Raw genomic sequence first — 16,233 nt, forward strand, 5'->3', positions numbered from 1 at the left:
CGGGATCCGGCACGACACCCCGGGGCGCCGCCTGAGCGGCCGGGCACGGTCCCTCCGCCTCGCCGGGCACCCCACCGGACCCCCGGGGCCTGACCGGCGGAAGCCGGAAGGGCCGGGGCGCGGAGCGGCGGAGGGCCGGGACACCATGATCGGTGTCCCGGCCCTCCGCCGTCTCCCCCGGTCGTCCCGGCTCGCTCCGTGTCAGCCCGTGTCGGTCCGTGCGGTCGGCGTACGGCCGACGGGCCCTGAGGCCGGTCAGACGCCGGAGCGGCGGGCGTCCACCACCTCGGCGCCGTCGTCGTGCTCGGCGCCGTGCTCCTCGGCGTCGCCGTCCTCTTCGTGCTCGGCGTCTTCTTCGTGCTCGTCTTCTTCGTGCTCGTCCTCGTCGTCCTCGGCGTCCTCGTCGAAGACGGCGCTGACGTCGAAGCGGCAGACGATCCGCTCCGGGTCGACGTGCTCGAAGGGCGCGTCGAGCCACTCCCCCGCTTCGGGAAGCTCCTCGGCGGCGGTGACCCAGAGAGTGGAGTCGCCCTCCTCCAGGCCGAACTCCTTGTGCCGCGAGGCGATCTCGTCGGGTTCGTACTCGCCGAAGAGCACGCCGAGCGCGGCGAGCGGCGAGACGCCCGCCCTGGCTCCCGGCCCCGTGGGGTCCGCGGGTCCGTCGGCCCCGGCGACGCGACGCGCCTGGGCGAGCAGCCGCTGGGGTTCCGCCACCGCGTAGTCGCGGCGGATCAGGAGGCTGAGGGCATGGGGTTCGTCAGGTCCGGAGTACGGCGGCAGGGCGCCGTCGGCTCCGGGGATCTCGAAGGGAGTGACCTCGTCGTAGCGGTCGTAGAGGAGTTCGTCGTAGGCCTCGGCCGCCGTGGCGAGGGCGTTGAAGGCTTCGTAGACGGCCGTGTCGTCGTCCCCCGAGCGGCGTTCGACCGCCGCGAGGTGACGGTCCAGTGCGGCTTTGACCGCCTCGGCGGCGGCGCGTACCTCGGCAGCGGTGGGCTGCGCAGCATCAGACATGGGACAGACGCTATCCGTACCAGGGCGGTGCCCGCACAATAGATGCGATGCCGGAATACGAATTTGTCGACGTGTACGTGCCGCGGGGTGTCTCCCGTGGGGAGGCCGCACGACTGCTGACGGACCACGCGGAGTACGGGCACTGGGAGTTGGACCGTCTCAGCCTGCACCGGGACGGGAGTCGCAGGGTGCGTCTGAAGCGGCGGATCATCCGCCAGGTCCGAGCGACCTGGTGAGAGGACGCGCAGGGGCCCCGCGGTGTGCGGGGCCCCTGCGCGTGGTGCGTCGGACGGGTCTTCCGGGGTTCCGGAGGGGTCAGGCGGCGCGGCGGGCGCGGCGGTAGATCAGCGAGCCCGCGAGCAGCAGTCCCGCTCCGGCGGGGACGATCACGCCGAGCGGTCCCGAGCCGGTCTCCGCCAGCGCCTCGAAGGCGCGGGGCGGGGTGGCGCCGGGCTCGCCGGGGGTGTCGGTCCCGCCCTCGCTCTTGGGCCCCTCGGGAGTGCCGGGGTTGCCCGGGGTACCGGGAGTGCCCGGGGTACCCGGATTCCCGGGGTTGCCGGGGTTGCCGGGGTTGCCGGGGTTGCCGGGGTTGCCGGGGTTGCCGGGGTTGCCGGGGCGCGTCGGCTCGGCGCCGTTGGCGCAACTGTTGCCCGCCGCCGGGTTGCCCAGACCGACTCCCGTGACGCTGTTGCCGCACACGTTCACCGGGACGTCGACCGGCACCTTGACGGTGTTGCCGGAGGCGATGCCCGGAGAGTGGTTCGCGGGGCCGTCGGCGGAGGAGCCGCCTCCCGGATTCCCCGCGGTCTTCCCGGGCTTGGAGGTGTTGGCGCACGTGTTGCCCATCGCCGGGTTGAGCAACCCGACGGCGTTGACGGTGTTTCCGCAGGCGTTCACCGGCACGTGCACCGGGACCTGGACGGAATTGCCGGACGCGATGCCCGGGGAGTTCGTGGCCGCGCCCTGCGCGCCGGAATCGGCGTGGGCGTAACCGCCGCCGATCGCGGCGAAGACTCCTCCGGCTGCCGCAACGGTGACGAGACCCTTGCGCGTGACCTGTCGCATAGCTGTTTTCCCTGCCTGCTCGGCTTCGAGGAGAGCCACCGGGCAGTGGACCCGGGGCGGAAATGACCACCGGCCCCGGAGTGCATGGCACGCACTCCGGGGCCGGACGGACTCACGCCCTCAGGGGGCGAAGCCCGATGTCAGGCGTTGACGCAGGTGTTGCCGAAGGCGGGGTTCAGCAGACCGATCACGGAGACCGTGTTGCCGCACAGGTTCACGGGAACGTGAACCGGCACCTGGACGACGTTGCCCGAGAGGACGCCGGGGGAACCGATGGCGGCACCCTGGGCACCGGCGTCGGCGACGGCCATGCCCGCGCCCGCGAGAACGAGACCGCCCGTGGCAGCCGCAGCGGCGACGACCTTCTTGATCATTATTCCTCCTAGTTGGCAATGCGGTCCCAGCCGCGGACCGCACACCTGTAACGAGGGGGAATGGTGAGGGCTACGAGCCCCTGTGTTCATTCACTCTTTCCGGTCACGTGCGAACGCACGGACGAATCGGGCGGCCGTACGTGAGGTGTCCTGCTCAGCAGGCGTCGATGAACCGGTCCAGGACCCGGACGCCGAACTTCAGACCGTCCACCGGTACCCGCTCGTCCACGCCGTGGAACATCCCGGCGAAGTCGAGCTCCGGCGGCAGCTGGAGCGGCGCGAAGCCGAAGCAGCGGATGCCGAGGTCGTCGAAGGACTTGGCGTCGGTGCCGCCGGAGAGCATGTACGGCACGGCGCGGGCGATCGGGTCCTCGGCGCGCAGCGCCAGCTGCATGGCGTCCACCAGGGCTCCGTCGAAGGTGGTCTCCAGGGCCTTGTCGCCGTGCACGTCCTCGCGCTTCACTCGGGGGCCGAGGATGCGGTCGAGGTCGGCCAGGAACTCCTGCTCGTAGCCGGGCAGGAACCGTCCGTCGACGTGCGCGGTGGCCTGGCCGGGGATCACGTTGACCTTGTACCCGGCGCCGAGCATGGTCGGGGCGGCCGAGTTGCGGAGGGTGGCGCCGACCATCTTGGCGATCCCGCCGAGCTTGGCGAGGGTGCCGTCCATGTCCTCGGGGTCGAGCGGGGTGCCGAGCGCGTCCGAGAGCTCGTCCAGGAAGGACCGTACGGTCTTGGTCACCCTGACCGGCCACTGGTGGCGGCCGAGGCGGCCGACGGCCTCGCACAGCTCGGTGATGGCGTTGTCGTCGTTGGTCATCGAACCGTGGCCGGCCGTGCCCTCGACGGTCAGGCGCATCCAGTGCATACCCTTCTGGGCCGTCTCGACCAGGTAGAGCCGCAGGTTCTCGTTGACGGTGAAGGAGAAGCCGCCCACCTCGCCGATGGCCTCGGTGACCCCGTCGAAGAGGCCCCGGTGCTTGTCGACGAGGTGCCGGGCGCCGTAGGTGCCGCCCGCCTCCTCGTCGGCGAGGAAGGCGAGGACGATGTCGCGCGGGGGCTTGCGGCCGCTGCGCAGCCGGTCCCGTACGACCGCGAGGGTCATCGCGTCCATGTCCTTCATGTCCACGGCGCCACGGCCCCAGACACAGCCGTCGGCGACCTCGCCGGAGAAGGGGTGGTGGGTCCAGTCCTCGGCGTTGGCCGGGACGACGTCGGTGTGGCCGTGGATGAGCAGGGCGGGGCGGGAGGGGTCCTCGCCCTCGATGCGGGCGACGGTGGAGGCCCGGCCCTTGTGCGACTCGATGATCTTCGGTTCGAGGCCCACTTCCGCGAGCTGCTCGGCGATGTACTCCGCCGCGGCCCGCTCCCCCGGCCCGGAGTGGTCGCCGTAGTTGCTGGTGTCGATGCGGATGAGGTCGCGGCAGAGGTCGACGACCTCGTTCTCCGCGGTGACGCTCCGGCCGGTGTTCGACTCGCTCACGCTGCTTCCTCCCACTAGGTGCCCCACGTGAATGCTTCGGTGCTCGCCCCCATCCTCCCGCGCACCCCCTCCCCCGCCCAAGGGCGGCCCTCCTCCGACATGCTCCCGTCACATGACGGGGGCCCACCGGGGGTGGTGATCGGCCACCTCGGATCCTGGTATTGTTTTCCACGTCGGAAGGGCCGAGCGGCCAGGAAGACAGACACCTTGTCCGGGTGGCGGAATGGCAGACGCGCTAGCTTGAGGTGCTAGTGCCCTTTATCGGGCGTGGGGGTTCAAGTCCCCCCTCGGACACCACATGAGGCTCCGGTCGAGTTCCTACTCGGCCGGAGCTTCTGCGTGCGTACGCACTGACCCGAGGCGGAGCGGTGAGAAGGAGAGCGAAGGCGCCTGTCTCGCCGCTGCCCCAGCGGGAGGGGGTCGATCCCGTCCGGGTGCGACTTCCCGAGGACTCCGCCGGTGCCTGGGGGACCGTACGGGACCATCTGGTCGAGCGGTACGGGGCCGCCGTCGGGGAGCGGCGGGTCGAGGAGATGCTGCGGGAGGGCCGGTTCGTCGGGACCGACGGGCCCGTCTCCGGGGACGAGCCGTACTCCGTGGGGCGCCACCTCTGGTTCCACCGGGACTTCCCCGTCGAGGAACCCGTGCCCTTCCCGGTCGGCGTCGTGCACCGGGACGAGCGGATCGTGGTCGCGGACAAGCCGCACTTCCTCGCGACGATGCCCCGGGGACGGCATGTGACCGAGACCGCGCTCGCACGGCTGCGGCGGGAGCTGGGGCTGCCCAGGCTCCAGCCCGCGCACCGGCTCGACCGGCTGACGGCGGGGCTCGTGCTCTTCGTGGTGCGGGAGGAGGACCGGGGGGCGTACCAGACGCTGTTCCGGGACCGGCTGGTGCGCAAGGAGTACGAGGCGGTGGCGCCGTACGACCCGGCGGTGGCGCTCCCCGCGACGGTGCGCAGCCGGATCGAGAAGGAGCGGGGGGTGATGGCCGCCCGGGAGGTGCCGGGCGAGCCGAACAGTCTGAGCCGGATCGCGCTGGTGGAGCGGCGGGGCGGGCTCGGTCGCTACCGGCTGGTGCCGGAGACCGGGCGGACGCATCAGCTGCGGGTGCACATGAACGCGCTGGGGCTGCCGATCCTGCACGACCCGGTCTATCCGGTGGTCCGCGCGGACGGGCCGGAGGACCACCGGCGTCCGCTGCAACTGCTCGCGCGGACGCTGGAGTTCACCGACCCGTTCACGGGTGTGCCGAGGAGTTTCGGGAGCCGTCTCGCCCTCAGTGGCCTCGGCTGATCCATTCCTGGAGGTGCGGGGCCTCGGCGCCGATGGTGGTGGTGTCGCCGTGACCGGTCCTCACCACCGTCTCCGGCGGCAGGGTGAGGAGCTTCTCGCGGATCGAGCCGACGATCGTCGGGAAGTCCGAGAAGGACCGGCCGGTGGCTCCGGGACCGCCCTGGAAGAGGGTGTCCCCGGTGAAGACCGTGCCGAGGTCGGGGGCGTACAGGCTGACCGCGCCGGGGGCGTGGCCCGGGGTGTGCAGGACCGTGAGGTCGATGCCCGCGATGGTGAGGACCTGGCCGTCGGCGAGGTCGCCGTCGGGGCTGTGGTCGGGGTGGGTCTGCTTCCACAGCGGCTGGTCGGCGGGATGGAGCAGGATGCGGGCGCCGGTGGCGGCGGCGAGCGCCGGGGCCGCGTCGACGTGGTCGTCGTGGGCGTGGGTGCAGACGATGGCGCGCAGGGCGCGGCCGTCGAGCGCGGCGAGGATGGCCCCGGCGTCGTGCGCGGCGTCGATGACGATCGCCTCGGTGTCGTCGCCGACGATCCAGACGTTGTTGTCGACGTCCCAGGTGCCGCCGTCGAGGCTGAAGGTGCCGGAGGTGACGAGGTGGTCGATGCGGGCGGCCATCACAGCACCACCACCGAGCGCAGGACGTCGCCCTCGTGCATCCGGGCGAAGGCCTTCTCGACCTCGTCGAGGGCGATGGTCTCGGTGACGAAGGCGGCGAGGTCGATGCGGCCCTGCTGGTGCAGGTCGATCAGCATCGGGAAGTCGCGGGAGGGCAGACAGTCGCCGTACCAGGAGGACTTGAGGGCGCCACCGCGGCCGAAGACGTCCAGGAGGGGCAGTTCGAGCTTCATCTCGGGGGTGGGGACGCCGACGAGGACGACGGTTCCGGCCAGGTCGCGGGCGTAGAAGGCCTGCTGGTAGGTCTCGGGGCGGCCGACGGCCTCGATGACGACGTCGGCGCCGAAGCCGCCGGTGAGCTCGCGGATCGCCTCGACGGGGTCGGTGGAGCGGGAGTTGACGGTGTGGGTGGCGCCCATCATCTTCGCCGTCTCCAGCTTCCGGTCGTCGATGTCCACGGCGATGATCTTCGCGGCTCCGGCGAGGCGGGAGCCGACGACGGCGGCGTCGCCGACGCCGCCGCAGCCGATGACGGCGACGGTGTCGCCCCGGCCGACGTTCCCGGTGTTGATCGCGGCGCCGATGCCGGCCATCACGCCGCAGCCGAGGAGGCCCGCGACCTCGGGGGCGACGGCGGGGTCGACCTTGGTGCACTGTCCTGCGGCGACCAGGGTCTTCTCGGCGAAGGCGCCGATGCCGAGGGCCGGGGAGAGTTCCGTCCCGTCCAGCAGGGTCATCCGCTGCTTCGCGTTGTGGGTGGCGAAGCAGTACCAGGGGCGGCCGCGCAGACAGGCGCGGCAGGTGCCGCAGACGGCGCGCCAGTTGAGGATCACGAAGTCGCCGGGGGTGACCTCGGTGACGCCCTCCCCGACCGACTCGACGATTCCGGCCGCCTCGTGGCCGAGGAGGAAGGGGAACTCGTCGTTGATGGCACCCTGTTTGTAGTGCAGGTCCGTGTGGCAGACGCCGCAGGCCTGGATCTTCACGACGGCCTCGCCGGGGCCTGGATCGGGGATGACGATCGTCTCGACCCGCACCGGTTCGTTCCTGCCGGGGGCGATGACCCCCTGTACGTGCTGCGGCATCGCGAACTTTCCTTCCTCCGAACGGATCTTGTAAGGCTCCTGCGTACCACTATCTCCTGACAAAAGGCGAGACCCCCACAGGACGTTCCTGCGGGGGCACGCACGGTGACCGGGGCGTTCGCCGGTTCCGGAGGTCAGTCGAGCAGCGCGGTCGCCTCGATCTCGACGAGCACGTCCGGCTCGAAGAGGTGCTCGACGCCGATGAGGGAGGAGGGCGGCAGGGGGAGGCCGAGCCCGATCTCGTCGGCGACGGCCGCCACGCCCGCCATGAGGTCGTCGGTCCTCTCCGGGCTCCACCGGGTCACGTAGAACGTCAGGCGGAGCACGTCCGCGAAGGAGGCGCCCGCGCCGGCGAGTCCGGTGGAGGTGTTGCGCAGGGCCTGGGCGACCTGTCCGGCCAGGTCGCCGGGGGCGACCGGGGTCCCGTCGGCGCGGCGGGCGATCTGCCCGGCGACATGGACGTGCCGCGTCCCGGTGCCGACGGCCACATGGCGGTACGGGACGGGACGCGGCAGACCTTCGGGGTCGAGATGGCGAACGGTCATGGTGTTCTCCTCGCACTAGGTATCCGTAAGCTACTTAGTGGCAGAAGGACACTTCAACGAGACCAGGTATCGCCATGGACACCGCCGACGAGCTCCGCATCGACCTTCCGCACCGCGAACTGCTCGACCAGGTCCTCGACAAGTGGTCGCTCAGCGTCCTCAACGAGCTCTGCGAACGCCCGTGCCGCTTCAACGAACTGCGCCGGGCCGTCCCCCGGGTCACGCAGAAGTCGCTGACGGCGACGCTCCGGCGGCTGGAAAGGAACGGCGTGGTCGAGCGCGAGGTCCTCGCGACCCGTCCGGTGGCGGTCAGGTACCGGATCACCCCGCTCGGCAAGACCCTCCGGGGGCCCGTCGACGTCCTGCTCGCGTGGGCGTCGGAGCACCTGCCCGCCGTCTCCCGCGCGCGGGAGACCTTCGACGCGCGGGAGGACGGGGAGGCCCGCTGAGCCCGGCGCGGGCGGTCAGGGGGCGAGGACGTCCAGCTCCTGGAGGGCGCCGACCGCGATCTGCCGGGTCAGCTCCTCGGCACGGACCGCGTCCCGCTCCCGTACCGCCTCGGCGACCTGCACGTGCAGGGTGACGGCCGCGGGATCGGGGTCCTCGAACATCACATGGTGGTGGGTGCGGCCGGTGAGGACCTCGGCGACGACGTCGCCGAGGCGGGCGAACATCTCGTTGCCCGAGGCGTTGAGCACGATCCGGTGGAAGGCGACGTCGTGGACGAGGTACTCGTCCAGGCGCCGCCCGCGTGAGGTCGCCACCATGCCGAGGGCCTGTTCGGTCAGCTCGCGGCACTGCTCGGGGGTGGCGTGCGCGGCGGCGAGCCCGGCGGCGACCGGCTCGACGGCCGACCGGAGCACGGTCAGCGAGCGGAGCTGACGGGGACGGTCGGCGCCCGCGAGCCGCCACCGGATGACCTGGGGGTCGTACACGTTCCAGCTGCCGGTGGGGAGCACGGTCACGCCGACGCGGCGGCGGGACTCCACGAGGTGCATGGACTCCAGGACGCGGACGACCTCGCGGACCACGGTGCGGGAGACGTCGAAGCGCTGGGCCAGCTCGTCGGTGCGCAGCACGGTGCCGGGGGGGTACTCCCCCGCCGTGATGGCGAGGCCCAGGACGGCCAGGACGTGCGAGTGGAGGCCCTGGGCCGGTGTCGTCATGACGGCAAGCCTATGCGGGGCACCGGAACGATCACATCTCCGGCCGCCTTCACCGTCACCTCTTCGATCTCGTCTCGATTAAAAGTACTACTTTTTCATCACAGACTCTTGAATACGTCGTACCCAATGGGTTTCATGAGCCCGACGGATCGATGTCGAAGAAGACAGCGAGGCACCACCTCATGAGCACCACCCCCCACCCCCAGGTCGTCGTCGTGATGGGCGTCTCGGGGACCGGCAAGACCACCATCGGTCCGCTGGTCGCCGAGGCGCTCGGCCTCCCCTACGCGGAGGGCGACGACTTCCACCCGGCGGCCAACGTGGCCAAGATGTCCGCCGGCACCCCTCTGGACGACACCGACCGGGCCCCCTGGCTGGACGCCATCGGGGCCTGGGCGCACGGCCGGGCCGGGCTCGGCGGGGTGGTGAGCAGTTCCGCGCTGAAGCGCAGCTACCGGGACCGGCTGCGCGCCGCCGCGCCCGGGGTCGTCTTCCTCCACCTCACCGGTGACCGGAAGCTCATCGAGGAGCGCATGGCCGGGCGCAAGGGGCACTTCATGCCGACCGCCCTCCTCGACTCCCAGTTCGCCACCCTGCAGCCCTTGCGGGACGACGAGGCCGGCGTCGCCGTCGACGTCTCCGGCACCCCCCAAGAGATCACCGACCGGGCCGCCGCCGCGCTGCGCCGGCTCACCCACTGACCCCCGAGGACCCCACCGTGACCAGTCTCAGCGTCGAGATCCTGGCAGCGGACGCCGCCGAACCGATCACCTCGGCAGGCAACGCCCAGCTCGGCATCGCCGTACTCGCCGGCATCGCCGTCATCGTTCTGCTCATCACCAAGTTCAAGCTGCACCCGTTCCTGGCGCTGACCATCGGGTCGCTCGGGCTCGGCGCGTTCGCCGGGGCTCCGTTCGCCGCGGCCATCAAGTCCTTCAGCACCGGACTCGGCAACACCGTCGCCGGGGTGGGCGTGCTGATCGCCCTCGGCGCGATCCTCGGCAAGCTGCTCGCCGACTCCGGCGGCGCCGACCAGATCGTCGACACGATCCTGGCCAGGGCGAGCGGCCGGGCCATGCCGTGGGCGATGGTGCTCATCGCGTCGGTGATCGGTCTGCCGCTGTTCTTCGAGGTCGGCATCGTGCTGCTGATCCCGGTCGTGCTGCTCGTCGCCAAGCGCGGCAACTACTCCCTGATGCGGATCGGCGTCCCGGCCCTCGCCGGTCTCTCCGTGATGCACGGGCTCATCCCGCCGCACCCCGGGCCGCTCGTCGCGATCGACGCGGTCGACGCCAACCTGGGTGTCACCCTCGCCCTCGGTCTCGTCGTGGCCGTGCCGACCGTGATCATCGCCGGTCCGCTCTTCTCCCGGTACGCGGCGCGCTGGGTGGACATCCCCGCCCCCGAGAACATGATCCCGGTGCGGCCCTCCGAGGACCTGGAGAAGCGTCCCGGCTTCGGCGTCACCGTCGCCACCGTGATGCTGCCGGTCGTCCTGATGCTGGTGAAGGCGCTCGTCGACATCGTCGTCGACGACCCGACGAACGGGGTGCAGAAGGTCACCGACGTCATCGGCTCGCCGATGATCGCGCTGCTCGCCGCCGTGATAGTCGCCCTCTTCACGCTGGGCCGCGCGGCCGGGTTCGGCAAGGAGCGGCTGTCGACGATCGTCGAGAAGTCCCTCGGCCCCATCGCGGGCGTGCTGATGATCGTCGGCGCGGGCGGCGGCTTCAAGCAGACCCTGATCGACATCGGCGTCGGCCAGATGATCCTGGAGTTCTCCGAGGACTGGGCCATCCCGACCCTGCTGCTGGCCTGGCTGATCGCGGTCGCGATCCGGCTCGCCACGGGTTCGGCGACGGTCGCGACGATCTCGGCGGCCGGACTGGTGGCCCCGCTCGCGGAGGGCATGTCGACCAGCCACACGGCGCTGCTCGTGCTCGCCATCGGCGCGGGTTCGCTCTTCTTCAGCCATGTCAACGACGCCGGGTTCTGGCTGGTCAAGGAGTACTTCGGGATGGACGTCGGCCAGACGATCAAGACCTGGTCGGTGATGGAGACGATCATCTCGGTCGTCGGCATCGTCTTCGTGCTGCTCCTGTCGCTGGTGTTGTGACCCGGGAGGACCCGGGGCACCGCTGAGGGCCGGTCATGGCTGACACACTGTCGGCCATGACCGGCCCTCACGCGCTCAAGCCCTTCCTCCTCGCCTTCCCCGGCCCCCTGCGGGACCGGCTGGTCGCGGCGGTCCTCTCCGGCGAGAAGGTCGCCACGACGGGGCTCCTCGTGGAGTACGAGATCGAGGACGAGGACCTGCCCGAGGTGGGCGAGCGGTCGGCGCTGATCGACTCGGACGGGCGCGAGGTCGCGGTGGTGGAGGTGACGGCGGTCCGGGTGCTGCCCCTCGGCGAGGCGGATCTGGCCCTCGCCCTGGACGAGGGCGAGGGGTATCTGTCCGTACCCCAGTGGCGCGCGGCGCACGAGCGCTTCTGGCACGGCGAGGAGATGCGGGAGGCCCTGGGCGACCCGGCCTTCACGGTGGACGACCGGACGATGCTGGTGGTGGAACGGTTCCGGGTGGTGGCGCGGACGGGGGACGCGGGCGGGGCGGCGGGGGCCCGGGGCCGTGAGCCGAGCGGGGTCTGAGGGCGGGGCACGGGCAGGGGCCCGGGGTGCGGCGGGTCAGACCCGTGCTCCCGGATCCGTACCCCCGGGCCTGGGTCTCGGCCCCGCGCCCTCGGATCCGCGCCCCTGACCTCGTCCCGGCCCCGCGCCCTCGGATCCGTACCGCTGGGGCCGCGCCCTCGACCCCGTACCTCTGGCGCCGCGCCCTCGGGCCCCGTGTCCCCGGGCCCCTTCTCGGACCAGCGCCCCGGCAGTACGCCTCAGCCCAGCGCCCTCGCCGCCGCTCGGCCCGCCGCCCGGCCCGAGAAGACGCAGCCGCCGAGGAAGGTGCCCTCCAGGGAGCGGTAGCCGTGGACGCCGCCGCCGCCGAACCCGGCCGCCTCGCCCGCCGCGTACACGCCCTCCAGGGGTGCGCCGCCGTCCGTCAGGACCCGGGAGTCCAGGTCGGTCTCCAGGCCGCCGAGGGACTTGCGGGTCAGGATGCTGAGGCGGACGGCGATCAGCGGGCCCGCCGCGGGGTCGAGGACGCGGTGCGGGGCCGCCGTACGGATGAGCTTGTCGCCCAGGTATCTGCGGGCGCCCCGGATCGCCGTGACCTGGAGGTCCTTGGTGAAGGGGTTGGCGATCTCCCGGTCGCGGGCGGTGATCTCGCGGCGCAGCGCGGTCTCGTCGATCAGGTCCTCGCCGGTGATCCGGTTCATGCCCCGGACGAGGGCGGAGAGGTCGTTCTCGACGACGAAGTCGACGCCCTTGTCCATGAACGCCTTCACGGGACCCGGCACGTCGGCGCGGGCCCGGCCCAGGACGTCACGGATCGACCTGCCGGTGAGGTCGGGGTTCTGTTCGGAGCCCGAGAGCGCGAACTCCTTGCCGATGATCTTCTTGTCCAGGACGAACCAGGTGTGGTCGTACCCGCTCCGCATGATGTGTTCGAGGGTGCCGAGGGTGTCGAAACCGGGGAAGAGCGGGACGGGAAGCCGTCTGCCGGTCGCGTCCAGCCAGAGGGAGGACGGTCCGGGCAGGATGCGGATGCCGTGCCGGGCCCAGATCGGGTTCCAGTTCTCGATGCCCTCGGTGTAGTGCCACATCCGGTCGCGGTTGATGTGCCGGGCGCCCGCCTTCTCCGCGACGCCGAGCATCAGCCCGTCGACATGGGCGGGGACCCCGGAGAGCAGCCGGGCGGGCGGGGTGCCGAGCCGCTCCGGCCACTGGGCGCGGACCAGGTCGTGGTTGCCGCCGATGCCGCCGGAGGTGACGATCACCGCCTGGGCGCGCAGCTCGAAGCTTCCGGTGACCGTGCGGGTGCTGGCGGTGCCCCGGGCGGTGTCGGAGGGTTCCAGGATCTCGCCGGAGACGGTGTCGACGGCTCCGGCGGTACGGCCGAGGGCGGTGACCCGGTGGCGGAAGCGGAAGCGGACGAGACCCCGGGCGGCGCCCTCGCGGACCGTGCGCTCGAAGGGGGCGACGAGGCCGGGGCCCGTACCCCAGGTGATGTGGAAGCGGGGGACGGAGTTGCCGTGGCCGTTGGCGTCGTAGCCGCCGCGCTCGGCCCAGCCGACGACGGGGAAGAAGCGCACCCCGCGCGCGTGGAGCCAGGCGCGCTTCTCGCCCGAGGCGAAGTCGACGTACGCCTCGGCCCACTTCCGGGGCCAGTGGTCCTCGGCACGGTCGAAGCCCGCGGTGCCGTACCAGTCCTGGAGGGCGAGGGCGTGGCTGTCCCTCACCCGCATCCGGCGCTGCTCGGGCGAGTCGACGAGGAAGAGGCCGCCGAAGGACCAGTGGGCCTGGCCGCCGAGGGACTGTTCGGGTTCCTGGTCGAGGAGGATCACGGTGCGGCCCGCGTCGACCAGTTCGGCGGTGGCGACGAGTCCGGCGAGACCGGCTCCGATCACGATCACATCAGCGTCGTAGGACATGGACCGCATCTTGGATACACGGATGTATCGAGTCAACCGTCCGGACCGACCCCGCCCCTCCCGCTTTCTAATGCCGAGCATTAATATGAACGTATGGCGAGAACATCCGGACCCGGGACCCGGGACAGACTGATCCGAGCGGCGGAGGAGATCTTCGCCGCCCAGGGGGTCCACGGCGCACAGCTGCGGGACGTGGTGGCGCTGGCCGGACAGGCCAATCCGTCCGCCGTGCAGTACCACTTCGGCTCCCGCGCCGGGCTCCTCGACACGGTGATGGCGGGCCGCCAGGCCCGTACGGAAGCTGTGCTCGCCCCGCTGCTGACGGCCGCCGACGACGAGACGCGCGCCCTGGTCGGGGCCCTCGTCACCGCCGAGGCGAGCGAGCTGCGGACCGAGCGGGGGCGGCGCTGCCTGCGGATCTCCGCGCAGCTCAGCCACGAGAGCGGAGTCCGTGCCCGCACCCCGCACCCCACCCTCGCGGGCACCGCCTACTGGCGTCTGATCGAGCGGATCGCCGACCGGCTGGCCGCCGACGGACTGCCGGGACCGCTGCTCCTGGAGCGCCTCGACCTGGCGCTGACCGTGGTGGGCGCGGCGCTCGCGGACCGGGCCCGGCAGTACCTCGACGGCGTCGAACCCCTCACCGGAGAGGCGCTCTTCCTGGCCGATCTGGTGGAGACCACCACCGCCCTGCTGCGCGCCGCACAGCCGGAGCAGGCGCACCACCGAAAGGAACTTCCATGAACGACCTCACCGGCAGGACCGTGCTCATCACCGGCGGAGCCCGTGGTCTTGGCGCCGAGGCCGCCCGTCAGGCGGTCGCGGCGGGGGCGAACGTCGTCGTCACCGACGTCCTGGACGAGGAGGGCCGGGCGACCGCCGAGGCGCTCGGCGACCGGGCCCGCTTCTTCCACCACGACGTGAGCTCCGAGGAGGAGTGGACGGCGGCCGTCGCGTACGCGGTGGCGGAGTTCGGCGGGCTGCACGGTCTGGTGAACAACGCGGGCATCTCCACCGGCACGCTCCTGGAGACCGAGTCCGTCGAGCACTTCCGCAAGGTCCTGGACATCAATCTGACCGGTGTCTTCATCGGTATGAAGGCCGCGGTCCCGGCGATGCGGGAGGCCGGTGGCGGTTCGATCGTCAACATCTCCTCGGCCGCGGGCCTCATGGGTCTGGCGCTGACCGCCGGGTACGGCGCCTCCAAGTGGGGCGTCCGGGGTCTGACGAAGATCGGCGCGGTGGAGCTGGGCACGTCGAAGATCCGGGTGAACTCCGTCCACCCGGGCATGACGTACACCCCGATGACCGCCGCCGTGGGCATCCAGCGGGGCGAGGGCAACTACCCGAACACGCCGATGGGCCGGGTCGGCGAGGCCGACGAGATCGCGGGCGCGGTCGTCTTCCTGCTCTCGGACGCCGCCTCGTACGTGACGGGCGCGGAGCTGGCGGTCGACGGCGGCTGGACCACCGGGCCGACGGTCAAGTACGTCATGGGCCAGTGAGGGCGGCCGGGCGCCTCGGGGGCCGGTGAGCCCGGCGGGTTTGCTTGGATGGCGGCATGAGCGCCGCTGAAGAGATCCTCGACGTCGTCGACGAGCACGACCGGGTGATCGGCCGGGCCCCGCGCGGTGAGGTGTACGCGCGGGGTCTGATCCACCGCTGTGTCTTCGTCCGGGTCAGGGACGCCGGGGGCCGGATCTTCGTGCACCGCAGGACACCGACGAAGCTGGTCTTCCCCTCCCTGTACGACATGTTCGTCGGCGGGGTCGTCGGAGCGGGCGAGTCCTACGACGAGGCCGCCCTGCGCGAGGCCGAGGAGGAACTCGGCGTCCGGGGTCTGCCCCGGCCCGAGCACGTCCTCACCTTCCTGTACGACTCCGGGGGCGTGGCCGGGAAGTGGTGGTCGGCGGTCTACGAGGTGCGGTGCGAGCTGCCGGTGGACCCGCAGGCCGAGGAGGTCGCCTGGCACGGCTTCCTCACCGACGAGGAGCTGTCCGCACGGCTCAGGACCTGGTCGTGGGTGCCGGACGGGCTCGCCGCGTACGAGCGCCTCCGGGCCCGCCGGGCGGGCTGAGAGCACCCGGGCGGGCCGGGCATCCGGCCGTTAGGGTGCACATGTGAGCGATTTTGTGCGAAGTCTGCGGCTGTGGTTCGCGCCGCAGCGCGTCCGGGACGAGGGGGAGACGCCCGACTACCGTTTCTCCCTCGCCAACGAACGGACCTTCCTGGCCTGGATAAGGACCGCGCTCGCCCTGGTCGGCGGCGGTTTCGCGGTGGACCAGTTCCTGCCGGACCTGCGGTGGGGCGTCCGGGTCGGGCTCGCGCTGGCGCTGCTCGCCGCCGGTGTGCTGTGCGCGCTGCGCGCGGTGAACCACTGGGTGCGCTGCGAGCGGGCCATGCGGCGCGGTGAGGACCTGCCCGGCTCCCGCTTCCCCGCGGTCCTGAGCCTGGTGGTGGCCGTGGTGGCGCTCACGATGGTGGTGGTCGTGCTCTTCGGCTGGGCGGGGCGGTGACGGCTGCCGGTGACGGGCGGCCCGCCGGGGACCCTCCCGATCCGGTGATCCCGCCCGCCGGGGGCCCGCGCGATGACGGGCTCCCGCCCGCCGGGGACCCTCACCGTCCGGCGCTCCGGCCGCCGGTCGGGTCCCTCCGTGATCCGGGGCTCCAGCCGGAGCGGACCCGGCTCGCCTGGCGGCGCACGACGCTGTCCTGCACCGTGGTCGCGGTGCTCGCGGTCAAACTGGGCGTCCAGGACGGGACCACCCCGCTGGGGGTGGCCGGTTTCGCGCTGTCGGCGCTGGTGTGGATCGCCTTCCTGGCCGTCGCCCACCGCCGCATCCGGTCCCTGAGCGAGGCCCGGCCGGAGCCGCTGTCGTACCGGGGGGCCTGGCTCACGGCGCTCATCACGGTCGCGCTCGCGGTGTTCGGCGCGGCGATGATCTGGTGAGGAGCGCGGGCGCGCGGGAGACGTGCGGACGGCCGGACACCCTCACCCGGTGTCCGGCCGTCCCCGTGTCCGCGCGTCCTCGTGTTCCCCGGGTCCGCGCGTCCTCGG

At 72.0% G+C, this 16,233-nt stretch carries 20 protein-coding genes and 1 tRNA gene; 12 read left to right on the top strand and 9 right to left on the bottom strand.

The genetic code is table 11. The features are described 5' to 3' along the window. Positions 1-255 precede the first annotated feature (255 nt). The gene (locus ACIO92_RS29115; RefSeq protein WP_402283380.1) at positions 256-1,011 is read right to left on the bottom strand and encodes a hypothetical protein; all 756 of its coding nucleotides are present in this window, start codon (positions 1,009-1,011) and stop codon (positions 256-258) included. 47 nt (positions 1,012-1,058) lie between these two features. On the opposite strand from ACIO92_RS29115, the gene ACIO92_RS29120 reads away from it, so the two are divergent. Further along, on the top strand, positions 1,059-1,247 hold the full coding sequence (locus ACIO92_RS29120; RefSeq protein WP_366444140.1) for a DUF5703 family protein: 189 nt from the start codon (positions 1,059-1,061) through the stop codon (positions 1,245-1,247). A 79-nt stretch (positions 1,248-1,326) separates the two neighbouring features. Here the strand turns inward: ACIO92_RS29120 and ACIO92_RS29125 are convergent, their stop codons facing one another. The 3 genes from ACIO92_RS29125 to ACIO92_RS29135 all read right to left on the bottom strand — a co-directional run bounded on the left by ACIO92_RS29125 (position 1,327) and on the right by ACIO92_RS29135 (position 3,930). After that, positions 1,327-2,076: a chaplin gene (locus tag ACIO92_RS29125; RefSeq protein WP_402283382.1), complete on the bottom strand. Its 750-nt coding sequence runs from the start codon at positions 2,074-2,076 to the stop codon at positions 1,327-1,329. Between the two features lie 140 nt (positions 2,077-2,216). Continuing rightward, on the bottom strand, positions 2,217-2,450 hold the full coding sequence (gene chpH / locus ACIO92_RS29130) for a chaplin ChpH (protein WP_030218232.1): 234 nt from the start codon (positions 2,448-2,450) through the stop codon (positions 2,217-2,219). A 154-nt stretch (positions 2,451-2,604) separates the two neighbouring features. Next, entirely contained in the window at positions 2,605-3,930 is a 1,326-nt protein-coding gene (locus ACIO92_RS29135; protein WP_366444138.1) for a M20/M25/M40 family metallo-hydrolase, read from the bottom strand. A gap of 209 nt (positions 3,931-4,139) precedes the next feature. Between ACIO92_RS29135 and ACIO92_RS29140 the strand changes: the two genes are divergently transcribed. Together ACIO92_RS29140 and ACIO92_RS29145 are read left to right on the top strand one after the other, a co-directional pair. After that, positions 4,140-4,227 (top strand) — tRNA-Leu (locus tag ACIO92_RS29140). Between the two features lie 71 nt (positions 4,228-4,298). Beyond that, positions 4,299-5,225, top strand: coding sequence for a pseudouridine synthase (locus ACIO92_RS29145; protein ID WP_366444137.1), 927 nt, complete (start codon positions 4,299-4,301; stop codon positions 5,223-5,225). Here ACIO92_RS29145 and ACIO92_RS29150 read toward each other — a convergent pair. The 3 genes from ACIO92_RS29150 to ACIO92_RS29160 form a co-directional block, all read right to left on the bottom strand. Then, the gene (locus ACIO92_RS29150) at positions 5,209-5,838 is read right to left on the bottom strand and encodes an MBL fold metallo-hydrolase (RefSeq protein WP_366444136.1); all 630 of its coding nucleotides are present in this window, start codon (positions 5,836-5,838) and stop codon (positions 5,209-5,211) included. The genes ACIO92_RS29145 and ACIO92_RS29150 overlap by 17 nt on opposite strands. Further along, the gene (locus tag ACIO92_RS29155) at positions 5,838-6,923 is read right to left on the bottom strand and encodes an S-(hydroxymethyl)mycothiol dehydrogenase (protein WP_402283385.1); all 1,086 of its coding nucleotides are present in this window, start codon (positions 6,921-6,923) and stop codon (positions 5,838-5,840) included. Before ACIO92_RS29155 ends, ACIO92_RS29150 begins: the two co-directional genes overlap by 1 nt. A 134-nt stretch (positions 6,924-7,057) precedes the next feature. Then, positions 7,058-7,468: a RidA family protein gene (locus ACIO92_RS29160; protein WP_401241049.1), complete on the bottom strand. Its 411-nt coding sequence runs from the start codon at positions 7,466-7,468 to the stop codon at positions 7,058-7,060. 74 nt (positions 7,469-7,542) lie between these two features. Here ACIO92_RS29160 and ACIO92_RS29165 point away from each other — a divergent pair, with 74 nt between their 5' ends. Next, the gene (locus tag ACIO92_RS29165; RefSeq protein WP_401241046.1) at positions 7,543-7,917 is read left to right on the top strand and encodes a winged helix-turn-helix transcriptional regulator; all 375 of its coding nucleotides are present in this window, start codon (positions 7,543-7,545) and stop codon (positions 7,915-7,917) included. Between the two features lie 15 nt (positions 7,918-7,932). Here ACIO92_RS29165 and ACIO92_RS29170 read toward each other — a convergent pair whose 3' ends face one another. After that, entirely contained in the window at positions 7,933-8,634 is a 702-nt protein-coding gene (locus ACIO92_RS29170; RefSeq protein WP_351788727.1) for an FCD domain-containing protein, read from the bottom strand. A 182-nt stretch (positions 8,635-8,816) separates the two neighbouring features. On the opposite strand from ACIO92_RS29170, the gene ACIO92_RS29175 reads away from it, so the two are divergent. The 3 genes from ACIO92_RS29175 to ACIO92_RS29185 are packed head-to-tail and all read left to right on the top strand — an operon-like array spanning position 8,817 to position 11,280. Continuing rightward, positions 8,817-9,335: a gluconokinase gene (locus tag ACIO92_RS29175; protein ID WP_366444132.1), complete on the top strand. Its 519-nt coding sequence runs from the start codon at positions 8,817-8,819 to the stop codon at positions 9,333-9,335. A 17-nt stretch (positions 9,336-9,352) separates the two neighbouring features. Then, the gene (locus tag ACIO92_RS29180; RefSeq protein WP_366444131.1) at positions 9,353-10,750 is read left to right on the top strand and encodes a gluconate:H+ symporter; all 1,398 of its coding nucleotides are present in this window, start codon (positions 9,353-9,355) and stop codon (positions 10,748-10,750) included. A gap of 56 nt (positions 10,751-10,806) precedes the next feature. Continuing rightward, the gene (locus ACIO92_RS29185; RefSeq protein WP_402059486.1) at positions 10,807-11,280 is read left to right on the top strand and encodes an ASCH domain-containing protein; all 474 of its coding nucleotides are present in this window, start codon (positions 10,807-10,809) and stop codon (positions 11,278-11,280) included. A gap of 239 nt (positions 11,281-11,519) precedes the next feature. On the opposite strand, the gene ACIO92_RS29190 is transcribed toward ACIO92_RS29185, so the two are convergent. Continuing rightward, positions 11,520-13,175: an FAD-binding dehydrogenase gene (locus tag ACIO92_RS29190; RefSeq protein WP_402283389.1), complete on the bottom strand. Its 1,656-nt coding sequence runs from the start codon at positions 13,173-13,175 to the stop codon at positions 11,520-11,522. A 93-nt stretch (positions 13,176-13,268) separates the two neighbouring features. Between ACIO92_RS29190 and ACIO92_RS29195 the strand changes: the two genes are divergently transcribed. From ACIO92_RS29195 to ACIO92_RS29215, 5 genes are read left to right on the top strand one after another with little or no spacing between them, the layout of a single operon-like run. Then, positions 13,269-13,919, top strand: coding sequence for a TetR/AcrR family transcriptional regulator (locus ACIO92_RS29195; RefSeq protein ID WP_401241035.1), 651 nt, complete (start codon positions 13,269-13,271; stop codon positions 13,917-13,919). Next, positions 13,916-14,680 carry a glucose 1-dehydrogenase gene (locus ACIO92_RS29200; RefSeq protein ID WP_366444127.1) on the top strand — a complete coding sequence of 255 codons (765 nt, stop codon included), beginning with the start codon at positions 13,916-13,918 and terminating at the stop codon, positions 14,678-14,680. The genes ACIO92_RS29195 and ACIO92_RS29200 overlap by 4 nt, the downstream gene beginning before the upstream one ends. Before the next feature lie 56 nt (positions 14,681-14,736). Beyond that, positions 14,737-15,252, top strand: a complete 516-nt coding sequence (locus ACIO92_RS29205; RefSeq protein ID WP_366444126.1) for an NUDIX domain-containing protein — start codon at positions 14,737-14,739, stop codon at positions 15,250-15,252. A 43-nt stretch (positions 15,253-15,295) separates the two neighbouring features. Continuing rightward, a complete protein-coding gene (locus tag ACIO92_RS29210; protein WP_351788746.1) occupies positions 15,296-15,691 on the top strand; it encodes a DUF202 domain-containing protein in 396 nt (131 codons plus the stop codon). Positions 15,692-15,735: 44 nt separating this feature from the next. Next, complete coding sequence (locus tag ACIO92_RS29215; RefSeq protein ID WP_366444125.1) at positions 15,736-16,125, top strand: DUF202 domain-containing protein; 390 nt, start codon at positions 15,736-15,738, stop codon at positions 16,123-16,125. Positions 16,126-16,233: the final 108 nt, after the last annotated feature.

Origin of the sequence: Streptomyces sp. NPDC087215 (assembly GCF_044744885.1) — a bacterium.
Lineage (GTDB): Bacteria > Actinomycetota > Actinomycetes > Streptomycetales > Streptomycetaceae > Streptomyces.